The organism is Microcystis sp. M_QC_C_20170808_M9Col (assembly GCF_007095495.1).
In the GTDB taxonomy this organism is placed as follows: Bacteria; Cyanobacteriota; Cyanobacteriia; order Cyanobacteriales; family Microcystaceae; genus Microcystis; species Microcystis aeruginosa.
Genome location: NZ_SFBZ01000082.1, coordinates 26,035 through 45,819 on the forward strand (window position 1 = coordinate 26,035; position 19,785 = coordinate 45,819).

The window sequence follows — 19,785 nt, forward strand, 5'->3', positions numbered from 1 at the left end:
ATGTCTAGACGTACTTACTACCGGGATGAAGATAAATCGGTGGATGTTTATCCCGCATTTACCGATTTAATGTCCAATGCTTTCATGATTCTGAGTTTATTTCTCCTCTTGGCACTTTTTCAGTCCTATAATCTCATCAGCAAACTGGAGGAAGCTAACCGAAAACTGCAAACAGCAACCCCGATAGTTATCGATGAAAAATCAGGAAAATTCAAATTTCAGTCGGGAAGTGCTGAATTAAACCCCGCTTTAAAAACCTATATTCGTCAGCGCATTATTCCCGCTATCGAAACCATTACCAAAGACAGAGAAATCGACTTTATTCAAGTAATTGGACACACCGACGGACAGGGAATACAAAAGACAAGTAATCTCGATAAAAATATCGAATCGGTTGCCAGCAGAAAACAATCTGTTAAAATGCTAGTACCCGGTTCTAACACTGATTTAGGATTAATGCGAGCTTTAGCAGTAGTGCAAGAAATCGAAAGCACAGGTAAACTCAAAAACGTCAAATTTCGAGCTTTTTCTGCAGGACAGTTATACCTACCCTCGGGTAAATTAGCTGCGGTTAATCGTGACGCAGATGCAAGCAGACGCAGAATTGAAATCCGTTTTATTCCCCCCGGTAAAAAACAATAAGACAAAAAAATTCTAGAAATTTGTTTTTTTATCTTTTGCTTGTTACACTGAGGAAAGAACGAAATTCAAATCAATATCTATGGAACAAAACACTTTAGAGGGGACTTGGGAAGAAATTTTACAGCATAGTGCTAAATTAGCAGGTCAGCGAGTGAGATTGACCATTCTATCTAATCAATCTTCCAATTCTTCCACTCCAGAAACCCTAGACCAAAAATTAAAAGGAAGAGTTGGACGAGTTTATTTTCAGCCATCAGATTTATCTGAGCGAGTAGAAGAAGTTTTTACAAATATTTTAGATGTTCAAGACTAATCAGCATTACATCAATGACTCTTTGCGACGCTTCTCCACTTATTGCCTTAATTAATGAAGCTGATAAAAATCATCAGCGTTGTGTTGACATTTTATCTTCGCTATCGGCCCCCCTTGTCACGACTTGCGCTTGTTTTACCGAAGCAATGTATTTATTGCGTCGATATGGTGGTTGGTTCGCACAACAAGAATTATGGGGTTATGTGGTAGATGAAATACTGGTAATACACCATCATAATTCAGATGAACTAAAAAGAATGGAAACCTTAATGATACAATATCAAGATGTTCCTATGGATTTAGCAGATGCTTCTTTAGTAGCCATGGCTGAAGTTCTTAATCAAAAACAAATATTCACTCTCGATAGCGATTTCTATATTTACCGACGGTATGGAAATCAACCTTTTGAGGTTGTACCTTAATTATTTTTCATTCCCTATAGGGTGACATCCTCGTATAAATCCCGAAAAGATGCTGTCAGATTAATACTCTGCAAACTAAAACTTTCTTGCTGATAGGTTTGCAGAATCCATAAACCCTGTTCACCCCGTCGAAAAGTTTCCACTCGTTGGTGTTTACTATTCACTAAGACATATTCCTCTAAACTTTCTAGAGTTTGATAATCATTAAATTTATCACCCCTGTCAAAAGCTTCTGTGGAATCGGAGAGAACTTCAATAATCAATTTAGGAAAACTTTTGTAGGTAGCGGTTTCTCTATCTCTGTCATCGCAGGTGACAATAATATCAGGATAATAAAAGTGATTGCGTTTCTCTAATCTGACTTTCACATCGGCAAAATAAACCCGACAATCGGAACCCCGCAAATGATTGCGAATGATAAAAGTGAAATTGAGTCCGATAATATTATGAGTATCCGTCGTCCCTGCCATGGCGTAAATTTGCCCATCGATATATTCATGTTTAATGGGACTTTTTTCTTCAAACTGAAGATATTCTTCTGGAGTGAGATTATTATAGTTAGATAAAGCAATCATGGTTTTTCAGGAATTTCGGGAGTATCATTAACCGTTTCTAGGGTGACATCCTCGTATAAATCCCGAAAAGATGCCGTCAGATTAATACTCTGTAAACTAAAACTTTCTTGCTGATAGGTTTGCAGAATCCATAAACCCTGTTCACCCCTGCGAAAAGTTTCTACTCGTTGGTGTTTACTATTGACTAAGACATATTCCTCTAAACTTTCCAGAGTTTGATAATCATTAAATTTATCACCCCTGTCAAAAGCTTCTGTGGAATCGGAGAGAACTTCAACAATCAATTTAGGAAAACTTTTGTAGGTAGCGGTTTCTCTATCTCTGTCATCGCAGGTGACAAGAATATCGGGATAATAAAAGTGATTGCGTTTCTCTAATCTGACTTTCACATCGGAAAAATAAACCCGACAATCGGAACCCCGCAAATGATTACGAATAATTGTGTATATATTCCCCGAAACAATATTATGAGTATCAGTCGTCCCTGCCATGGCGTAAACTTGTCCATCGATATATTCATGTTTAATGGGACTTTTTTCTTCAAACTGAAGATATTCTTCTGGAGTGAGATTATTATAGTTAGATAAAGCAATCATCGTTTTTTCTGCTAGTTACAACTATATCAAGTACCTAAGCCAAATTAATTATACATCTAAGCCGTTAGCCTTTTCCGTAATCAGTAAGCAGTATTAAGTAACAGTACATTCCCTGATTACCGTTCACCTTTCACTGATAACCGAAAAGTCTCCACTCTCCGAGTCTCGACTAGGAAATCAACTTTGCAGGACTAGATACCTGTTGAAATACTGTCTAGGAGAACTGGCAAAAAGAGCCTCGAATGGTTAATCTATATGCTATTACCCTTGTAACTCTCTATAACTACTGCTATGACAACCCTAATTGACTATTCAAATATTCAATCTTTACCCGAAGTTTGGTCAATAGTTGCCCAACGTTTCCCCAATATTATCGCTCTGCAGGATCCCCACAGTAAACCGGAAGTAATTCTCACCTATCGGCAACTTTATCAACAAATTCAGCAATTTGCCGCCGCTTTGCAAGCATTAGGAGTCACAGAAACCGAAAATGTCGCTTTATTTGCCGATAATAGTCCCCGGTGGTTTATTGCCGACCAAGGTTCCATGGCAGCCGGGGCCGCCAACGCGGTACGATCTGCTCAAGCAGATGCAGAGGAATTAGCCTATATTTTGGCCGATAGTGACAGTCAGACGCTGATTGTCGAAAATAACAAAGCTTTAGGGAAATTGCTGGCGAAAATCCCTGAATTGCCCCTAAAATTAATCGTGCTGCTCACCGACGAAGACCCGGCTACTGGGGCGATTTCCGTGCAGACCTTAAATTTCAAGCAATTAATGGCGATCGGGGCTGAGAACACCCTTAAACCCATCACCAAGAGCGAAAATGATCTGGCTACCCTCATCTACACATCGGGAACGACGGGACAACCAAAAGGGGTGATGCTAAGTCACGGTAATCTGCTGCATCAGGTACGCAACTTAAATGCTATCTTTCAACCGGATCCTGGCGATCGAGTTTTAAGTATACTACCTTCATGGCATTCCTACGAGCGCAGTTGTGAGTATTTCAGTCTAGCTCAAGGTTGCACCCAGATTTATACCAGTATTCGCACTTTTAAGCAGGATTTAAAGGAATTTAGTCCGCAATTAATGGTGGGAGTTCCCCGTCTTTGGGAATCTCTTTACGAGGGTATCCAAAAGCAATTTAGCGAACAATCGACCACAAAACAGAAATTAGTGCGATTTTTGCTAGAAAAGTCGGAAAAGTACGTTATTGCTAAACGTATCGCTGATAATCTCAGTCTAGATCATCTTCACGCTTCCCCCGGAGAAAGACTAAAAGCAAGAATTCAATCCCTCTTACTCTATCCCCTCCATGCCATCGGTGATAAGCTAGTTTATAGCAAAATTCGCCAAGCAGTGGGAAATAAAGTTAAAATCTTGGTTAGTGGCGGTGGTTCCTTAGCCAGACATCTAGATACTTTCTATGAGATTGCCGGAATCCCGATTTTAGTTGGTTATGGACTGACAGAAACTTCTCCCGTCGCTACCGTCCGTCGTATCGATCATAACCTGCGCGGGTCTGCCGGTCGTCCCGTCCTTCAGACAGAAATCTGTATTGTCGATTTACACAGCAAAGAAGTCTTACCGACAGAAAAACACGGTTTAGTCTTGATTCGCGGTCCGCAGGTGATGCAGGGATACTATAAAAAACCCGAAGCAACCGAAAAAGCGATTTCTCCCGATGGTTGGTTTGATAGCGGTGATATTGGTTGGTTAACCGCTGCCGGGGATTTAGTCTTAACCGGACGGGCCAAAGATACAATTGTTTTGAGCAATGGTGAAAATATCGAACCGCAACCGATTGAAGATGCTTGTTTACGCAGTCCCTTTATCTCCCAAATTATGCTAGTGGGACAGGATCAAAAAGCTTTGGGGGCTTTGATCGTTCCTAATCTTGATATACTGGTCAATTGGGGCCAAGAACAGAAAATATCCTTAAATTTACCCGATCTTCACAGCGATCGCTCAACGATTCTTGCTAGCGATCTCTACAGCAAAAAAGTCTTAGATCTCTACCAACAAGAATTAAAGCGCGAGGTAAGAAATCGGCCCGGTTATCGTGCCGATGACCAGATTAAAACCTTTGAGTTAATTTTAGAGCCTTTTTCCCAAGAAAACGGCATGATGACCCAAACTTTAAAGATTAAACGACCGGTAGTAACGCAACGCTATCGCGATATGATTAACGAGATGTTTGCCAAGTAAATATTTCTGGCAAATATTCCCTAACCCCTTGACAAAAAGACCTTTTTAGGATAAGCAAATCATGGATGACGCACAAACCAGTTTATTACTGAAGCGCCCGGTGACAATTAAAGTCATCGTGACTCCGCGCTGGAAAGAAGAAGCACAACAGCAATTACAAGCACAAATGGCTCAAATTGACGCACAAATTCAACAATTAGAAACCCAAGGCCAAAGAGCGATCGCCGAAATTCAGCGTCAGAGCCTGATCCCCTTACCCCCCGCGGCTGCCCAACAGATTGACAATATTCAAATCCAAGTCAATCAACAGAAAAGTGAGTTTCTCGAACAAAAAAACCAGTATCTGCAACAATTGCAACAGGTACAACTCTTGGAACTCAATCAAGAAGTCGCCCAAGCACAACTAGAAAGCTTTTTCCGGGTCGAAAAAGGCGATAACTTAGTAGCCAAAATGAATGTGGAACTCGTCCTTAGAGATGGCATAGTCGAAGAAATTCGCGGCGAAATTTAAAGCTAGGGTGAGCAGTTCCCGTCACTGTCAACTTAAAGGCTAAAATCGGCAATAGCAAGGGTTATTCTCCCTTGCTAACCGAGAAAACCGCCCCTAGCTCACATCACCCCTGACATGACTTGATCGGGCCTGAAAAATATATTAAGATTCTTTATCGATCGCCCGGACACACTCGCCTATATTGTTGTATAACTTCATATCTCCATCGACTCACCCTTAATTAGATCCTATAAATATGAAATCTCCATGCTTTCTTTCTTACCCACCATTCTTTTAGCTCAGTCCGCCTCGGTTCTGCCCCAGATAGAGAGGAAATTAATCACCCAATATCAGGAAGTGCGTCAGTTGCCCGGTCAACTGAATGATGTGCTGGTTTTTAATAGCAATAGTCCCGAAATCGTAGAAAAAGAGGGAATTCTCCTCTCTACTTTCCCCGGCAAAGGAAAACGTTATCCCATAGCCCATCTCAATCATCCGCTACAAGGACGTTTTGACGTTTTCACCCACCACATCGCCCGTCAAACCGATCCCAATCGCGACCTACACCAGGGCCTGATCGTTACTAATCCCACCTCCAGAAACCTCGTTATCCGCATCCTGCAAGGAGTCAGTTACGTCACCTCCGCCGATGCCCCTTTTGTCGATTTACCCTCTCTGGTGGAAGATCCCAATGGCCGGGTTTTTTCTGGTCCCGGTTCCCGTTTAGCCAGCGATATCATGCGTCGTCGCCATGATACCCAATTTCCCGCCCAGATCGTCATTCCCCCAGGCCAAAGTCGGATGCTATTCGATCTGGTTATCCCCAGAAGTAGCGCCCGCTCGACCCTCCTGCGTCTCTACAGCGATGGACCTGTCTATATGGCCAATTTAGCCCTCTACGAAGTTCCCCAAAAAGTCAAAATCGAAGATCGGGAAATAGAAACCTTTCGTCCCCCTACCCTAGAGGAATGGCGTACCCTATTGGTTAGAGGTGATTTAGCCGCTCCTCGCGATTTTCCCCCCACTCCCCCCGATCAATGGTTCCCTGGAAGAAGAAATTTTTATGGTCGCGTGGCCGGAATTTCTGTCGGTTCGGAATGGGCAACCCGCATTGTCGATCCCAAAGGGGGAATTAATCTCACCATTCCTCAACCCGGTCAAGCTTTTGCCTATCCTTTAAGTACGGTGACAGCAGCTACTTTCGGAACCAGACAAATTCAAAGCGCTCCCATGTTAGTGCGTTATCCCGATACGGCTTTCAAAGCTCACGGTAACTACGGTGTTCACTACTATCTGACTTTACCTCTATATAACAATACCAGCAAAACCCAGGTGGTGGCTTTGAGTATTCAAACCCCCATCAAAGAAGACAATTATCTCGATCGCTTGCTATTTGTTGAACCCGTCCAGGGACCGGTATTTTTCCGGGGTGCAGTGCGCGTTACCTATCGTAACGCACTGGGACGCACCGAGGAACGTTTTTTCCATCTCGTTCAACGGGAAGGACAACAGGGAGAAGCTTTAGTACAGGTGGAACTTCCCCCCGGAGCCAGACGCGACATTAATCTCGATTTTCTCTATCCCCCCGATGCCACACCCCCCCAAGTTTTGAGCGTTAAAACTTTGCAATAGATAGTTTTTCTCGAAAAGTTAACGGCTGATTGTCGGGGGGAATAAGTAAGATACACTGAAATTAATCTCTCTGTGAATCGGCCGATGAATATTAGCAAAACTTGCTTTATTTTCTGCTTATTATCTCAATTTTTGGGCAATGCAGCTGCCAGTTTAGCCGTGACTAAACTCGATTTTGATACCGGTCAACCCCTAACAAATCAAGTGGTTAGATCGGGGAAAATTAAGGTACAAGTTAGCTATCAACCCATCGACCTAAACGAGAAAGTTGATGATAATTCTGATATTAATAATGTTTCTTATCAAATCTTTTATAACGGGCAAATTTATCAGGAAAATAGCGGGTATAGTGCCTTTGGATCCGGCTATGTCGAATTACGAGATTTAGATAATAATGGCATCGATGAGATTATCGTCTCCACCTATAGCGGCGGCGCACATTGCTGCACATCTTTGGTAATTTATACTTGGCAAAAAGATAAATTTATTAGAGAAGAAACGGGTTTTTTAGATGGTAGTGGTGGTTCCTTTGAAGATTTAGATGGAGATAATAATTATGAATTTGTCACCGTTGATAATGCTTTTTTGTACGCTTTTAGTTCCTACGCCGCCTCTTTTCCTCCCTCCAAAGTTTATACTTTTCAACAGGGTAAATTAGCGGATGTCACTAGAAAATATCCCAAAAAATTAAGGAAAACTTTAGCAGCAATGTTGAAAGCCTTTCAGTTAGCTAAAAAAGAAAAAGCCGAAGTCAATGGCATTTTGGCCGGTTATGTCGCCCAAAAAATTCTCCTGGGAGAATACGAAGAAGCTTGGCAATTTCTCCTCGCTAATTACGATAAAAACTCCGATTGGGGTCTCGATATCTATGGCGAAAGTACAGCGATCGGCAAATATCCAGACTTTCCCACTGCCCTGAGCGCTTTTCTCCTGAAAAATGGCTACTTAGGGTCTGCTGAATAATGGTAAAACCCTTTTAAAATAAGGCTTTTGACCTGTTAAAATCCGATGTTCATGCTGCGAAAATCGGATTGGGACCATCAAAAACCTGGCATTACCCTTGTTGTAGTACATAAATTAGTACAAAAAAAAGGAGGGCAACAAAGCCTGAAACTCCTGCCTCGCAGCCTCGGAGCCTTCTGCCTGTCCCCACCCTAGGCCTTTTTCAGCAAACCCTAAGTAGGGTTTGCTGAATAAATCTAAAAACCTTGTTGGATAAAACTTTTAGACCTTTTTGAAATCCAAAAGTGCTTGGCATGGGAGTGAGCGGGGGGAAAATTCAGGGACTTTTTCCCTGAAAATTAGGTAATTGACCACCTGAAAATCGGTAAAACCCTACACCCCGCACCCAGGAAAAACTTTTTGCCGCAAACCCTAAGTAGAGGCGATAAAATACCAGTGGTCGCTTTAATATCACCTGAATAGTCGGTTTTTTGTGTCTTTCCCGAGACTATCGGCTGCTACCACTGGTTTGCTGTTGTTTGTTGTTGTAATCCGAGGAAATATAGTTCTTGCGTTCCCAAGCGCCTGAACTGCATTTGTCTCTCTAGTAACAATTGTAACAGACAATACCCATTTTGTGTAAAAAAAAGTAAACAATTTGGTAAAAAATTATTTTTTGCGGTAATCCTCAACCCTCTGAGGACAGCCCCAGATTACCGTTTCCTGTTTGTAAACCACCATACCGGGCTTGGCGCCCTTGGGTTTATAGACGTATTTGGGACGGGTATAGACGACGGGAACCTGTTCACTATGGCGAGCGCGGCTATAATAAGCGGCGTAATCGGCGGCAAATTGCAGATCGGCGGCTTCTGGAACTGTACCGGGGGTTAAACGGAGTAAAACGTGACTACCAGCGATTTCTTGACTATGAAACCAGATATCGTAATCGCTGGCGCTACGAAAAGTTAGCCGATCATTTTGACGGTTATTTCTGCCAATCCATAATTCTACTCCAGAGGGAGTAGTAAAGCGCATGGGTTCGGATTCTTTGTTATTCGTCCGATTACGCTGGTAATTGCTTTCTAGATACTTCTGTTGAATTAATTCTTCTTGTATCTCGTCTAAGGCCTGTAAATCTTCGCTGCTGTTATAATTTTCTAGTTGACTTAAACTCGATCGCACTTGTTCGAGATAATTAATTTCACTAACCACTTCCTCTAATAAAGGTTCCACCGCTAACCGCGCTCTTTTTAATTTCTGATGTTGTTTATAAAAATATTGGGCATTCTGCACGGGATTTCTTTCGGGATCGAGAGGAATAATTACAGGTGTTCCTGTCTGGAAATCCGCCAAACTAATGCTAGTCATTCCCTGCTGTATTTGCTGCAGATTTGCCATTAATAAATCCCCTTGCTCTTTATAGCGATCAGCATGAGCAGATTCTGCTAGTCTTCTTTGAAATCCCGCCGCTTTAGTTTGCAGTTTAGTCAGTAAAGAGGTAATTTTTTGGCTTAATTTTTGCTGTAGTTGTCGAAAACTTTCTTGATTAATTTGGTCGCTATAATAACGGTTTAATAATTCTTGGACATTTTTAGCCGCCGCCAGCATCTCCCCACCGATCACTGTATAACCTTCGCTTGTCCATCCGGGTTGAAAGGTTTTATTTTCAAGGATTTTTAACCATTCTTGCCAAGCCGAAAAGAGCTTTTCCCAATCATTAGTATCTAACTGATCCGTGTTTAATTTCGGGTTAATATTGGCTTTTTGCAACAGCGATCGAGCGATGACCGGACTAACACCACGATAGGTACTAACTAACTGTTTTTCGATAGTTTTAGGGATTAAACTAACTCTGGCTTGCCAACTGCTCAAGGATTCTTCTAAACTGGGATTTGTTGCCAATAAAACGGGGGGTAGTTGATAGATTTGTCCCGTTTGTACGGTGCGAACACTAGACTGGGTGGCATTGACTTGATGGGCAACGGTGACAATTTGATTATCAGCCGCAGTTAAAATAACATTGCTATATTTGCCCATAATTTCTATATACAAATGCCCCAGGGCCGGATCATCGGGACGTTGGGCAAATTGCAGATCGATGACTCTTTCCCACGGGGCAACAAATGCTAATTTTGTTAGCGCAAAACCATTGAGTTGATGACGCAATTGATCGCTGAAAGTGAAGGTATCAGGGACTTTTGGCGGTGGCTCACCAATATGCAGCCGCGCCCCTTGGGGATGCCAAGAAATAATTAACCATCCCTTGCGATCGAAGGTTCGTAAATAGAGGGCGATCGTTTGGCGATCAATTTGATACACTTGTTCTAGTCTCGCTGGCAGCCAAGTGGCGGCAATTTCGGCACAAGTGGCGCTGAGGGTGGTAAAGTCTACGGATTGCATTTTCAGGATTCAGCTGTAGGGTGGGTTAGGCGACGGTAACTGCTACAGTTTAGTATTGATTTTGTGTTCGCCGTAACCCACCAAATTATTGCTCCTTTTTTCTTGGTGCGTTAGCGCAGCGTAACGCACCCTACTGGATTGACCTGGTGGGTGCGTTAGCAACGCACCCTACTTTTTACTTTTATAAAAGGGTTTTTTGACTACGGTAGCGGGGTAGGTGATGCAGCGGATTTCCACTTCGATCGCCTGTCCGATCGAGGCGAAAGGTGTGGGAAGATAGGCTAAAGCGATCGCTGTGTTTAAAGTTGGTGATAAAGTGCCACTGGTGACTTTACCCACCACTTCCCCAGCGAATACTACCGGATAATCGTGACGGGCGATATGTTTGCCGGACATCTGCAATCCCACCAACCGCCGATTCACACCATTAAGTTTTTGGTCTTCAAGGACATCACGACCGATAAAATCGCCTTTTTCTGGCAGATGAACCAACCAATTTAAGCCTGCCTCTAGGGGACTCGTGCTATCGTCGATATCCTGTCCATAAAGGGCTAAAGCTGCCTCTAAACGCAGGGTATCCCGCGCTCCTAAACCGCAGGGAGTCACCCCTAAATTTAAGAATTCCGTCCAAAGTCGCTGCCCGATTTCAGGAGCGGCCATAATTTCAAAACCATCTTCTCCCGTGTAACCGGTCCTAGCGATAAAAACTTTTTCCCCGAAAAGCTGGCTTTCCCAGTGATTAAATAGGCCAAAATCGCTTAATTTTTCCCCGATCAAGGGCTGTAAAATTGTGGCCGCCTTGGGTCCTTGCAGGGCGATTAAGACCCTTTCTCGGGATAAATCCTTTAATTTAACCCCCGATCCCTCTAAATTGCCTAAAATCCATTCTCGATCTTTATCGGTGGTTGAGGCATTAACAATTAATACGCCTTGGCTTTCGCTTTGGTAGTAAAAGATAATATCATCGATTATGCCACCGTCTGGGTTAAGTAAAACGCTATACTGTGCCTTTCCTGCGCTTAAACGGGCTAAATTAGAAGGAACTAGGGTTTGGAGAGATTGAACCAGATTATCTCCAGTTAAGATAAATTTGCCCATGTGGGAAATGTCAAACATCCCCACACCGTTGCGGACAGCATTATGTTCGATTTTTAGGCCGCTAAACTGTATCGGCATCTCCCAACCCGCAAAAGGGGTAAATTTGCTGGTTTGTTGGGCAATTAGCTCGTATAAAGGGGTACGAATAGCGGGGGAAGTTGCTTCTTGGTTAGCCACGGTGATCTCGATCGACTGGTTTTCTGCCTAGACTAGCATAGCAGTTATCAGGAGACAGGAGACTCCGAGACAGGAGACTCCGAGACAGGAGACAGGAGATTATTTTTATTTATACTTCCCACACCCCACACCCCACACCCCACACCCCACACCCCACACCCCACACCCTACACCCTACACCCCACACCCCGCTTCCCCACCTCCCCACACCCCACTTCCCCACTTCCCCACTTCCCAATTCATAATTCCCACTCCCTTAACCTTTCTCGCACCCTGTCAATGGGAATTGCGAAACCGCAGCCCAATTTAACGGCATTTTCTAGGGGTTTAGGAGTAGAGGGATTGGCACAAAATAAACCCGCTTGAGACATCACTCCCACCACTTGATTTTTATCGTTTAAAACTGGACTTCCCGACTGTCCAGAAACGACAAACATGGATAAACTTAAGGATTTTTCGTCATTATCATTAACAGTGCCTTTGCTGACAGTCCAATCTTTTTGATTAAAAGGATTACCGATCGAGATTACTGATTGATTAGCGGCAATTGGTAGGGGCGCTAAAGCTAAAGGTTTTAAATCTGGGGGGGGATTTTTTACCTCCAATACTGCTAAATCGAGCCAGTCGTTAGCGGGGGTAGTGTGGAGAATTTTAGCTTTTGAACGCTTGGGAATTTTTCCCTTGGGTGGTTGGCTATAATACTCGACAAAAATGCGCGCCCCTGCATCGATTTCTTGACGGTAATTCGTCACCACATGGCGGTTAGTCACGATCCAAGCTGTATCTTGATCTCGTTTTAATAACCAACCAGTGCCGATACCATTGTTATTTTTGCCACGAATGACAATTTTAACAATTGAGCGTTTTAAATTCACCAGAGGATCACTCTTAACACTGGGAATTATCTCTGGCATTTTTAATAATTCGGGATTGTCGTGAATTAATCGCCCCCGTTGGATTTCCTGTAAAATAAATCTAACTTCTGATAAATTGGGATCAATTTCTACGGCCTGCCGACACCAATTTAGACCCTCATCGATCTGACCGCTATTGATATAGATATAACAGAGATTTTCGTAAATCTCGGCATTTTTGGGGCTAATTTGGCGCGCCTGTTGAAAAACTGCCATCGCTTCCCCTAGTTTTCCCTGTTCCGCTAAAGCTTTGCCTAAATAATTATAAATATCCCCATCTTTAGGGGTGTAAATTAAAGCCTGTCGATATATTTGCTCTGCTTCCTGCCATTTTCCCTGTTTTGCTAGGGTTTCTCCTAATTTTTTGTAGGTTTCACCCTGATTAGGTATCAATTCTAGAGCTTGCTGATAGGCATAACTGGCCTCTTCCCAGAGTTGCTGTTCACTGTAGGCCTTTCCCAGATAAAAATAGGCTTTTCCCTGAGTAGGATCGAGAAAAACCGCTGCTTGCAGAGCTTTCGCCGCCTCATCCCAACGTTGTAAACTATAGAGAGCTTTTCCTAGCTGAAATTGCGCTTTAAAAGTTGGTTTAATGATAATTGCTTTTTGGTAAGCATCGAGTGCCTCTGACCATTTTTCCTCCTGCGCGAAGATGTCTCCCAAAGCCACTAAATAACTACTTTGGGAGGGTTCCATCGGTGGTTTATCGTTAACGATAAAGCCATGATTATAGGCTTTTAAGGCTTCAGAATAGCGTTTTTGACTTTGTAAGACCTGAGCGATTTTTATATGGGCTTGGGACGAATTTTCGTGAAAAGATAAAACGGTTCGGTAAGCAGACAGAGCCGATTCCTTTTCCCCCGCGGCCAAAAGTCGATCGCCTTGCCAGAGATAAGCCAAGGCAATAAGATAAAAAATAGCAAAGGGAGCGGCGGCGATGAAGGCAATAATTACAAATATTTGCCAAGATTTGCCAGAATAGCGGCGACCGATTTTAAGCTCTTTTCTTTTCATTTCTTGGTTAGGATAGACAACAGGCCAGAGGTGGTTCGATAATCGCCCTAGACCAATTTAGATGCGCGGGCCGCTTACACATATTTTTGCTTTTCCTGTTGCCCTTTCCGCAGTTCTGCTCCTCCTTCTTTCTAGGGTATGGATGTAATTTTGTCTAACTACTTACCGATTACTGCTGCGAGCGCTGGGTAGGATTAACATAGCATCACCGAAGGAATAGAAACGGAAACGCTCTTGGATAGCTGCTTGATACAATGCCAGTAGTCTTTCCCGTCCGATTAAGGCACTGACTAACATCATCAAACTGGACTTGGGTAGGTGAAAATTAGTGATCATGCCGTCGATAACTCGCCATTGATAACCCGGATAGACAAATAAATTCGTTTTTCCCTGAAAAGCGGTTAATTTCTCGCTCTTACTTTCTTTAATTGCCCCTTCCAAGGCGCGAGCTACCGTGGTCCCCACGGCGATAACCCGGCCACCTCTAGCCTTTGTTTGGGCGATTTTTTCGGCAGTTTCGGCGGAAATCTGCAAAAATTCTTGGTGCATTAGGTGTTCTGTAATATTTTCCACTTCCACGGGACGAAAGGTTCCCACTCCCACATGAAGGGTGATATAGGCGGTATCTATACCCTTCTGGGCGAGCTTATGGAATAATTCGGGAGTAAAATGTAATCCTGCCGTGGGAGCGGCCACAGAACCCTGTTTATCGGCGTAAACTGTTTGATAACGGTCTTCTTCCGCCTCTGATTCGGTGACGTAGGGGGGGAAAGGAATATGACCGTACTCCTCCAACATATCCCAAAAACTGCGCCTGGGATGACGTTGAAATTGCAGCAGACGACCACCGGTGTTCAGATCTCGATCGATTACTTTCGCTAACCATAATTTTTCTTGGTCTTCCGTCGGCCCTGTTTTCGGATAAAAAAGGACTTCTGAACCGACTTTAAAGCGTTTTCCCGGTTTCACCAGAGATAACCAACGATGGTCATCTTGTTCTTCTAATAGTAATATTTCTACGGGTGCGCCCGTGGTTTTACGTCCAAATAAACGGGCCGGAATCACGCGGGTATCGTTGAAAACCAGCAAATCCCCCGACTCTAACCAAGTGGGTAAATCCCGAAAAATAGCTAAATTATGACTATTGGGAGAATCTACCACCAAAAGACGGGAACTATCCCGGGTTTCTGCGGGATTTTGGGCAATTAACTCCGGAGGAAGGTGATAATCGTAGCTGGAGAGTAATTGGTCAGGGAGCATCATCATTATCATCATAAAGATCTTCGCAAAAGTTGGGTAATCCTACCCAGGCGAACTTCACTAAATCGGGGATTTCTCCCCTTGGTATCGAGAACGGTTTATCGTCAGACTTAGATATATAACACTAATCGTGACTATTAGCCAATAGCCCGGCGGCCACTATGGACTATCTCTATTTTCTTGCTAATGCTAGTTTAACGCTACGAGTCACCGAATACCTGCGATCGATGACTCATCTGCCTTCCTCCGTGATGACGGTTATCCATCAGATTAACGGTTGGGTGGTCAAGGTAAAGTTTAATCAAATGCTGACTCCTTGCCAACACGGCGATTTTCGCGCCTACATGAATGAGTTAGGGATTACCTATCAACCGGAAATGCGTCTCCAGATGGTTTTTTGGAGTTTGGAAACGGGACAATCTCCTATTGATGTCATGCGTCGTTATCAAGTGGCGATCGTGTCCCATGGTACCCCGGATCAGCAAGATATAGAGGCTTTTCGGCAACAATTTACTAAGGGTTTAGGATACTGTCCGGAAACTCTGGCCTAGGGTTTATTTTCTTTCGGGATGCTCTTCTAGGGCAACTACAGGACTTAAATCGTTGATGTGATCAATTAATTGATACAAGCGTCCGTAACTCTTGCCGTTGAAGTAAAAAACTAGACGAGGTAAATGGTGGGTGGAATCCCGATTCTCTCGTTCTAGAATTTGACTAGGTGCGATTTTCCCCTTAACTAGGATATCGCCGAAGTTTTGGTTAATTTGTTCGATCTGTTCCCCGCTTAGTTCGTGGTTAAGACGAATAACAAAGGATTCTCCCACAAAACGGCTGGAGTGATACACCCGATAGAAGTGGCGAATCCTTTGACAAGCGTAGTCTAGATCGTTGGTAATTGTATAAAAATTCCGATCTTCGGCGGATATCAGTCCTCTTTTTTGCAGATTTTCACTAATTTGTTCTTGCCAAGTTTGCCAGTAATCCCCATCAGGCTCATCAATTAATACTAGGGGTGCAGGTCCGTATTTACCGGTTTGACAGAGGGTAAGCGTCTCAAAGGCCTCATCTTGGGTGCCGAAACCACCGGGGAATAAAGCTACTGCGTCACTTTCCCGCAGAAAAAATAGTTTTCTGGTAAAGAAATATTTAAAATCGATTAATTTGGCATCATTTATGATATGCGGATTAGCCCCCTGTTCAAAGGGTAGCTGAATATTTAATCCGAAGGAATTTTCCCGTCCGGCGCCTTCATTCCCTGCTTGCATGATGCCACCCCCAGCGCCGGTTAACACCATAAAACCGTATTGACTAATACAGCGAGCGAAGTCCACTGCCAGACGGTATTCACTGCTGTCGGGTTTGATGCGTGCCGAGCCAAAAATGGTAAGTTTACGAATGTGACGGTAGGGGTAAAATACCTGAAATCCCTTTTCTAGATCTTCGATCGCGTAGGTTAAAATTTTCCAATCCAGGCGATCGATTTCCTCCTCGGCAATTCTGACTATTGCTTCCAGAGCTCTTTGAATCCATTTACCATCTTTCAAGTGGGGTAAATGTTGCACCAATTTCAGCAAGTCTTCGGTTAATTCAGAATAGGAATTTTCCATTGGTGGGTTGGGTTTTGGGTGTTAGGGTGGTCACTGCGTGCGCGTTGCGGGGGGTTTTAGGGTGTTGGGGAAGATATTTCTTAGTCCCCATTTCCCCATTTAAGTAGGGAGGCACAATTATTTGTAGGATGGGTTAGCGGTAGCGTAACCCATGCGGGCGTTGGGTTTCATGCTTCAACCCAACCTACGTTCATCTTATATTTAATTCCACCCACCTACTTATATGTCCATTAGTTAACTATTCAAAGACTTAAAGATCACTGTTCAGGATTATTTATGGCTTGATTAACTTGGGTGATTTGGGTTTGAAAATATTGTTCACGATAACGGATAGCTTGGGCTAATTCCGCACCTTTTTGGAAAGCGAGTAAAGCTTGGGGATAATTTTTTCTCTCTAGATAAATTTGACCGATTTGATCGTAGGTATTCATTAAACCGTAGTAATTATAACCCAATTCATGGACTTTAATTAATTCTTGATAGATTTGTAAAGCATAATCCACCTGTTGATAACTTTTATAGAGTTCGGCCAACTTATTTAAAGCTTCTCCTGCGGTGCCGTACTGTTGTAAAGCAAAAGCGAGAGAATAGGCTTCTTGAAAGTTTTGGCTGGCTTTATTTGCATCTTTTAAAGCTTGGTAATCTAAACCAATTTGAATTTTTAGAGCGGGGATTAACTGTATTTGCTGATTTCTGATTTGGGTTTCAGCTATTTCTTCTTTAATTTTTACGGCGTTAGCTGGTTGCAGAGATTCTCGATAAATTTCTGCTAATCTTTGCAGATAAATCCCTTGAGTTAAAGAATTATTCTGTGCCTTAGAAATAGTTAATAATTCCTCATAGACTGGGGCGGCTTTTTGATAATCAAAACGGGATAAATGAATTTGACCCAGTTTATTTAAAGTTGCTTCTACTGCCAGATTATCACCAGATTGTCTGGCATTAGCTAGGATTTTATCATAGATAATTATCGCCTCATTAAAAGCTCGTACCTGTTGATATGATGTACCTAGTAATGCTAATAATTCCCCGTCCATTGTCTGGTTATTTTCTGCGGTTTGTTGCAGAGATTTTAAACGAGCAGTAATTAATTTAACATCCTCGGTTCGATCTCGATTCCAAGCTGCTAAACCCACTTTTCCCAAAGATTTTACTTCTTCTTTTGCTCCTAAATAACGATTTAATTTAATCACTTCATACCAGATAGGAAAAGCTTCCTCATTTAATCCCGCATCGTATTTAGCTTGAGCTTCAGCATCGCGTTGATCGATGTATAATAACAGTTGACGACGCTCCAAGGGCGTTAAAGGGCGATCGATTCCGGGTAATAAAGGACTTTGTAGGGGAGTTTCGAGGGGATTGGGTGCAGGGGTTTCTGTTTGTGCTAGGAGAGGAAGGGAAGTACCGATCAAACAGAGCCATAAACTGAGAGAAAAACGTAGCATAATAGATTGATAGGAGCGTAGTAGAGGATGATATTTTGTGATCGATCGATTCTATAAGACACTGACTGCCGAAAATTTGCGTTTCCCAATTTTGGGTTTAATTGCTAGTTTGATTGTAACCTTTAGTCTGGGGGCCTGTGGTGTCTCCCCGCAAGTTTTAGCAGAACAACGAATGTTTCTACCCCTCTCGGTCGAGTTTTTGGGAGAATATCAATTGCCACAAGCGGATTATCAAGGGACAAGGGTGGGGGGATTATCGGCAATTACCTATGATCGTGCCAATAACCGCTTTTATCTCCTCAGTGATGATCGTTCTCAGAAAGCTCCGGCCCGCTTTTATCGAGCTAGTTTGCAGATAAATGGTGAAAAAATCGAAAAAGTGAATTTAGAGGCAGTCACGTTCCTAAAAGATGGCAAGGGAGAAACGTTTAAAAAGGGATCGATCGACCCGGAAGGTATCGCTTTTTCGCCCCGACAAACTTTGTTTATTTCCAGTGAAGGTGCGGTTAAACAGGGAATTGCTCCTTTTATTGCTGAATTTGATTTGCAGGGACAATTAAAGGAGTCTTTGTTAATTTCTAATCGCTTTTTACCGGATGATAGCAATCAAAAAGGAATACAGGATAATTTAGGGTTTGAATCCTTAACTTTAGGGATTACCAGCACTCTCAAAGACGATCCTTTTCGTTTGTTTACTGCCACAGAAAACGCTTTAATTCAAGATAGTCCCACGGGAAAAAGAGCAGAAAATCTCAGAGTGCGACTTCTTCATTATGTTATTGATCCGATTGGTGCGCCTGTGTTAGTATCAGAACAATTGTATGTGTTAGATGAGCCACCCAGTGGTGCGAGATACTACGGTTTAACGGAATTATTAGCTTTAGAAAAAGAGGGTTATTTTCTCAGTTTAGAGCGAACTTTTGGTTTAGAAGGTTTTGGAGCGAAACTATTTCAGGTAGTTAATGGGAGTGCCACTGATACCTCGAAAATTGCTCGGATACCGGGAGAATTAGAAGCTTTACAGGTGCAACCCTTGCGGAAAAAATTATTACTAGATTTAGGGACTTTGGGGATTGATTTAGATAATTTGGAAGGAATGACCCTCGGTCCAAGATTAGCTGATGGCAGTCGCTCTTTGATTTTAGTCAGTGATGATAATTTTAATCCGAATCAGGTCAATCAGTTTTTACTATTTCGACTCAAGGAAAAATAAACAAGAGATGGTTAATTCCCTCACCTATCCCCTTCTGGGAGAAGGATTGGGGTGAGGACTACCAATAAAGAAAAATGGGATAAATAGCCGGTTTAAAGAGAAAACGGCCGGTTAATAATCACTTTTTTCGATATCTTTGCGAATATCATTCAGGTCAATATAGCGATCGGTGGCGTTGCGTAATTCCCTAGCGATCATCCCTTCCGTAGAAACTACGGTAATATGAGTATTTTTAGAGCGCAATAGTTCGATCGCTCGTTCAAAATCGCCATCACCGCTAAATAAAATCACTCGATCGTATTGATCGACGGTATTAAACATATCGACGACAATTTCGATATCTAAATTAGCTTTCTGGGAAAAACGACCGGAACTATCATCATAATATTCTTTCAAAATTTTTGTTCTCACCGTATAACCCAAACTAATTAAAGCATCGCGAAAACCTCTTTGATCTTGGGAATCTTTTAAACCCGTGTACCAAAAGGCATTAATTAACATAATATTCGGGTCGTTGGTGAAGTAATTTAACACCTTGCGCGGGTCAAAAAACCAACCATTTTTTTGTTGAGCATAAAACATATTATTGCCATCCACAAAAATCGAAAGGCGATCCTTCGGACGGCCGCCACCATTACAATGACAAAGACCGGCTTCTGTCATACAAAATACATACCTAATTTTTTATAGAGTTTAACTATAAAATTACTAAAAAGTAATTTTACGGGGGAAAACGACTATTCTTTGAGGAATAGCGGTGATTTGAGAGCAAAAAGATAGCAACTAAAATAAAAATTAGCTTTTTTGTCTAAGTAGGGAGGCACAATTATTTGT

At 42.6% G+C, this 19,785-nt stretch carries 18 protein-coding genes; 9 read left to right on the top strand and 9 right to left on the bottom strand.

Annotated elements, in window-relative coordinates:
* From EWV68_RS05215 to EWV68_RS05225, 3 genes are all read left to right on the top strand, one after another.
* Complete coding sequence (locus tag EWV68_RS05215) at window positions 1-642, top strand: OmpA family protein (RefSeq protein ID WP_002777405.1); 642 nt, start codon at window positions 1-3, stop codon at window positions 640-642.
* A 79-nt stretch (window positions 643-721) separates the two neighbouring features.
* Entirely contained in the window at window positions 722-955 is a 234-nt protein-coding gene (locus tag EWV68_RS05220; RefSeq protein ID WP_061430451.1) for a hypothetical protein, read from the top strand.
* 14 nt (window positions 956-969) lie between these two features.
* Window positions 970-1,377 (top strand): type II toxin-antitoxin system VapC family toxin, encoded by a 408-nt coding sequence (locus EWV68_RS05225; protein WP_002801652.1) that lies wholly within the window; start codon window positions 970-972, stop codon window positions 1,375-1,377.
* Between the two features lie 14 nt (window positions 1,378-1,391).
* Here the strand turns inward: EWV68_RS05225 and EWV68_RS05230 are convergent, their stop codons facing one another.
* On the bottom strand, window positions 1,392-1,952 hold the full coding sequence (locus EWV68_RS05230; protein WP_287169058.1) for a Uma2 family endonuclease: 561 nt from the start codon (window positions 1,950-1,952) through the stop codon (window positions 1,392-1,394).
* Complete coding sequence (locus tag EWV68_RS05235) at window positions 1,949-2,548, bottom strand: Uma2 family endonuclease (RefSeq protein ID WP_287169060.1); 600 nt, start codon at window positions 2,546-2,548, stop codon at window positions 1,949-1,951. The genes EWV68_RS05230 and EWV68_RS05235 overlap by 4 nt, the downstream gene beginning before the upstream one ends.
* A gap of 291 nt (window positions 2,549-2,839) precedes the next feature.
* On the opposite strand from EWV68_RS05235, the gene EWV68_RS05240 reads away from it, so the two are divergent.
* The 4 genes from EWV68_RS05240 to EWV68_RS05255 all read left to right on the top strand — a co-directional run bounded on the left by EWV68_RS05240 (window position 2,840) and on the right by EWV68_RS05255 (window position 7,844).
* Complete coding sequence (locus EWV68_RS05240; RefSeq protein WP_287169062.1) at window positions 2,840-4,759, top strand: long-chain fatty acid--CoA ligase; 1,920 nt, start codon at window positions 2,840-2,842, stop codon at window positions 4,757-4,759.
* Between the two features lie 61 nt (window positions 4,760-4,820).
* Complete coding sequence (locus EWV68_RS05245; protein WP_002756613.1) at window positions 4,821-5,270, top strand: YlqD family protein; 450 nt, start codon at window positions 4,821-4,823, stop codon at window positions 5,268-5,270.
* A gap of 246 nt (window positions 5,271-5,516) precedes the next feature.
* A complete protein-coding gene (locus EWV68_RS05250; RefSeq protein WP_287169064.1) occupies window positions 5,517-6,881 on the top strand; it encodes a DUF3370 domain-containing protein in 1,365 nt (454 codons plus the stop codon).
* 84 nt (window positions 6,882-6,965) lie between these two features.
* A complete protein-coding gene (locus EWV68_RS05255; protein WP_061430445.1) occupies window positions 6,966-7,844 on the top strand; it encodes a hypothetical protein in 879 nt (292 codons plus the stop codon).
* 648 nt (window positions 7,845-8,492) lie between these two features.
* On the opposite strand, the gene EWV68_RS05260 is transcribed toward EWV68_RS05255, so the two are convergent.
* The 4 genes from EWV68_RS05260 to queA all read right to left on the bottom strand — a co-directional run bounded on the left by EWV68_RS05260 (window position 8,493) and on the right by queA (window position 14,686).
* Window positions 8,493-10,223, bottom strand: a complete 1,731-nt coding sequence (locus EWV68_RS05260) for an Rqc2 family fibronectin-binding protein (RefSeq protein ID WP_287169065.1) — start codon at window positions 10,221-10,223, stop codon at window positions 8,493-8,495.
* Between the two features lie 168 nt (window positions 10,224-10,391).
* Window positions 10,392-11,498, bottom strand: a complete 1,107-nt coding sequence (gcvT, locus tag EWV68_RS05265) for a glycine cleavage system aminomethyltransferase GcvT (RefSeq protein ID WP_287169066.1) — start codon at window positions 11,496-11,498, stop codon at window positions 10,392-10,394.
* 239 nt (window positions 11,499-11,737) lie between these two features.
* A complete protein-coding gene (locus EWV68_RS05270) occupies window positions 11,738-13,426 on the bottom strand; it encodes a serine protease (protein ID WP_287169068.1) in 1,689 nt (562 codons plus the stop codon).
* A 162-nt stretch (window positions 13,427-13,588) separates the two neighbouring features.
* Window positions 13,589-14,686 carry a tRNA preQ1(34) S-adenosylmethionine ribosyltransferase-isomerase QueA gene (queA, locus tag EWV68_RS05275; RefSeq protein ID WP_287169084.1) on the bottom strand — a complete coding sequence of 366 codons (1,098 nt, stop codon included), beginning with the start codon at window positions 14,684-14,686 and terminating at the stop codon, window positions 13,589-13,591.
* A 161-nt stretch (window positions 14,687-14,847) separates the two neighbouring features.
* Between queA and EWV68_RS05280 the strand changes: the two genes are divergently transcribed.
* Entirely contained in the window at window positions 14,848-15,237 is a 390-nt protein-coding gene (locus EWV68_RS05280; RefSeq protein ID WP_002796539.1) for a hypothetical protein, read from the top strand.
* 3 nt (window positions 15,238-15,240) lie between these two features.
* Here EWV68_RS05280 and EWV68_RS05285 read toward each other — a convergent pair whose 3' ends face one another.
* Window positions 15,241-16,293 (bottom strand): LOG family protein, encoded by a 1,053-nt coding sequence (locus EWV68_RS05285; protein ID WP_061430440.1) that lies wholly within the window; start codon window positions 16,291-16,293, stop codon window positions 15,241-15,243.
* A 257-nt stretch (window positions 16,294-16,550) separates the two neighbouring features.
* Window positions 16,551-17,738, bottom strand: coding sequence for a tetratricopeptide repeat protein (locus EWV68_RS05290; RefSeq protein ID WP_287169070.1), 1,188 nt, complete (start codon window positions 17,736-17,738; stop codon window positions 16,551-16,553).
* A gap of 37 nt (window positions 17,739-17,775) precedes the next feature.
* Here EWV68_RS05290 and EWV68_RS05295 point away from each other — a divergent pair, with 37 nt between their 5' ends.
* The gene (locus tag EWV68_RS05295) at window positions 17,776-18,951 is read left to right on the top strand and encodes an esterase-like activity of phytase family protein (RefSeq protein ID WP_287169072.1); all 1,176 of its coding nucleotides are present in this window, start codon (window positions 17,776-17,778) and stop codon (window positions 18,949-18,951) included.
* Window positions 18,952-19,062: 111 nt separating this feature from the next.
* Here EWV68_RS05295 and EWV68_RS05300 read toward each other — a convergent pair whose 3' ends face one another.
* Window positions 19,063-19,614: a LabA-like NYN domain-containing protein gene (locus EWV68_RS05300; protein WP_002764933.1), complete on the bottom strand. Its 552-nt coding sequence runs from the start codon at window positions 19,612-19,614 to the stop codon at window positions 19,063-19,065.
* Window positions 19,615-19,785: the final 171 nt, after the last annotated feature.

Bases quoted from the DNA above. Each gene is read 5' to 3' on its own strand.
- EWV68_RS05240 (WP_287169062.1), top strand. From the start codon at position 2,840: ATGACAACCCTAATTGACTATTCAAATATTCAATCTTTACCCGAAGTT.
- EWV68_RS05255 (WP_061430445.1), top strand. From the start codon at position 6,966: ATGAATATTAGCAAAACTTGCTTTATTTTCTGCTTATTATCTCAATTT.
- EWV68_RS05220 (WP_061430451.1), top strand. From the start codon at position 722: ATGGAACAAAACACTTTAGAGGGGACTTGGGAAGAAATTTTACAGCAT.
- EWV68_RS05290 (WP_287169070.1), bottom strand. From the start codon at position 17,738: ATGCTACGTTTTTCTCTCAGTTTATGGCTCTGTTTGATCGGTACTTCC.
- EWV68_RS05245 (WP_002756613.1), top strand. From the start codon at position 4,821: ATGGATGACGCACAAACCAGTTTATTACTGAAGCGCCCGGTGACAATT.
- EWV68_RS05215 (WP_002777405.1), top strand. From the start codon at position 1: ATGTCTAGACGTACTTACTACCGGGATGAAGATAAATCGGTGGATGTT.
- EWV68_RS05270 (WP_287169068.1), bottom strand. From the start codon at position 13,426: ATGAAAAGAAAAGAGCTTAAAATCGGTCGCCGCTATTCTGGCAAATCT.
- EWV68_RS05250 (WP_287169064.1), top strand. From the start codon at position 5,517: ATGCTTTCTTTCTTACCCACCATTCTTTTAGCTCAGTCCGCCTCGGTT.
- EWV68_RS05285 (WP_061430440.1), bottom strand. From the start codon at position 16,293: ATGGAAAATTCCTATTCTGAATTAACCGAAGACTTGCTGAAATTGGTG.
- queA (WP_287169084.1), bottom strand. From the start codon at position 14,686: ATGCTCCCTGACCAATTACTCTCCAGCTACGATTATCACCTTCCTCCG.
- EWV68_RS05225 (WP_002801652.1), top strand. From the start codon at position 970: ATGACTCTTTGCGACGCTTCTCCACTTATTGCCTTAATTAATGAAGCT.
- EWV68_RS05230 (WP_287169058.1), bottom strand. From the start codon at position 1,952: ATGATTGCTTTATCTAACTATAATAATCTCACTCCAGAAGAATATCTT.
- EWV68_RS05300 (WP_002764933.1), bottom strand. From the start codon at position 19,614: ATGACAGAAGCCGGTCTTTGTCATTGTAATGGTGGCGGCCGTCCGAAG.
- EWV68_RS05260 (WP_287169065.1), bottom strand. From the start codon at position 10,223: ATGCAATCCGTAGACTTTACCACCCTCAGCGCCACTTGTGCCGAAATT.
- EWV68_RS05235 (WP_287169060.1), bottom strand. From the start codon at position 2,548: ATGATTGCTTTATCTAACTATAATAATCTCACTCCAGAAGAATATCTT.
- EWV68_RS05280 (WP_002796539.1), top strand. From the start codon at position 14,848: ATGGACTATCTCTATTTTCTTGCTAATGCTAGTTTAACGCTACGAGTC.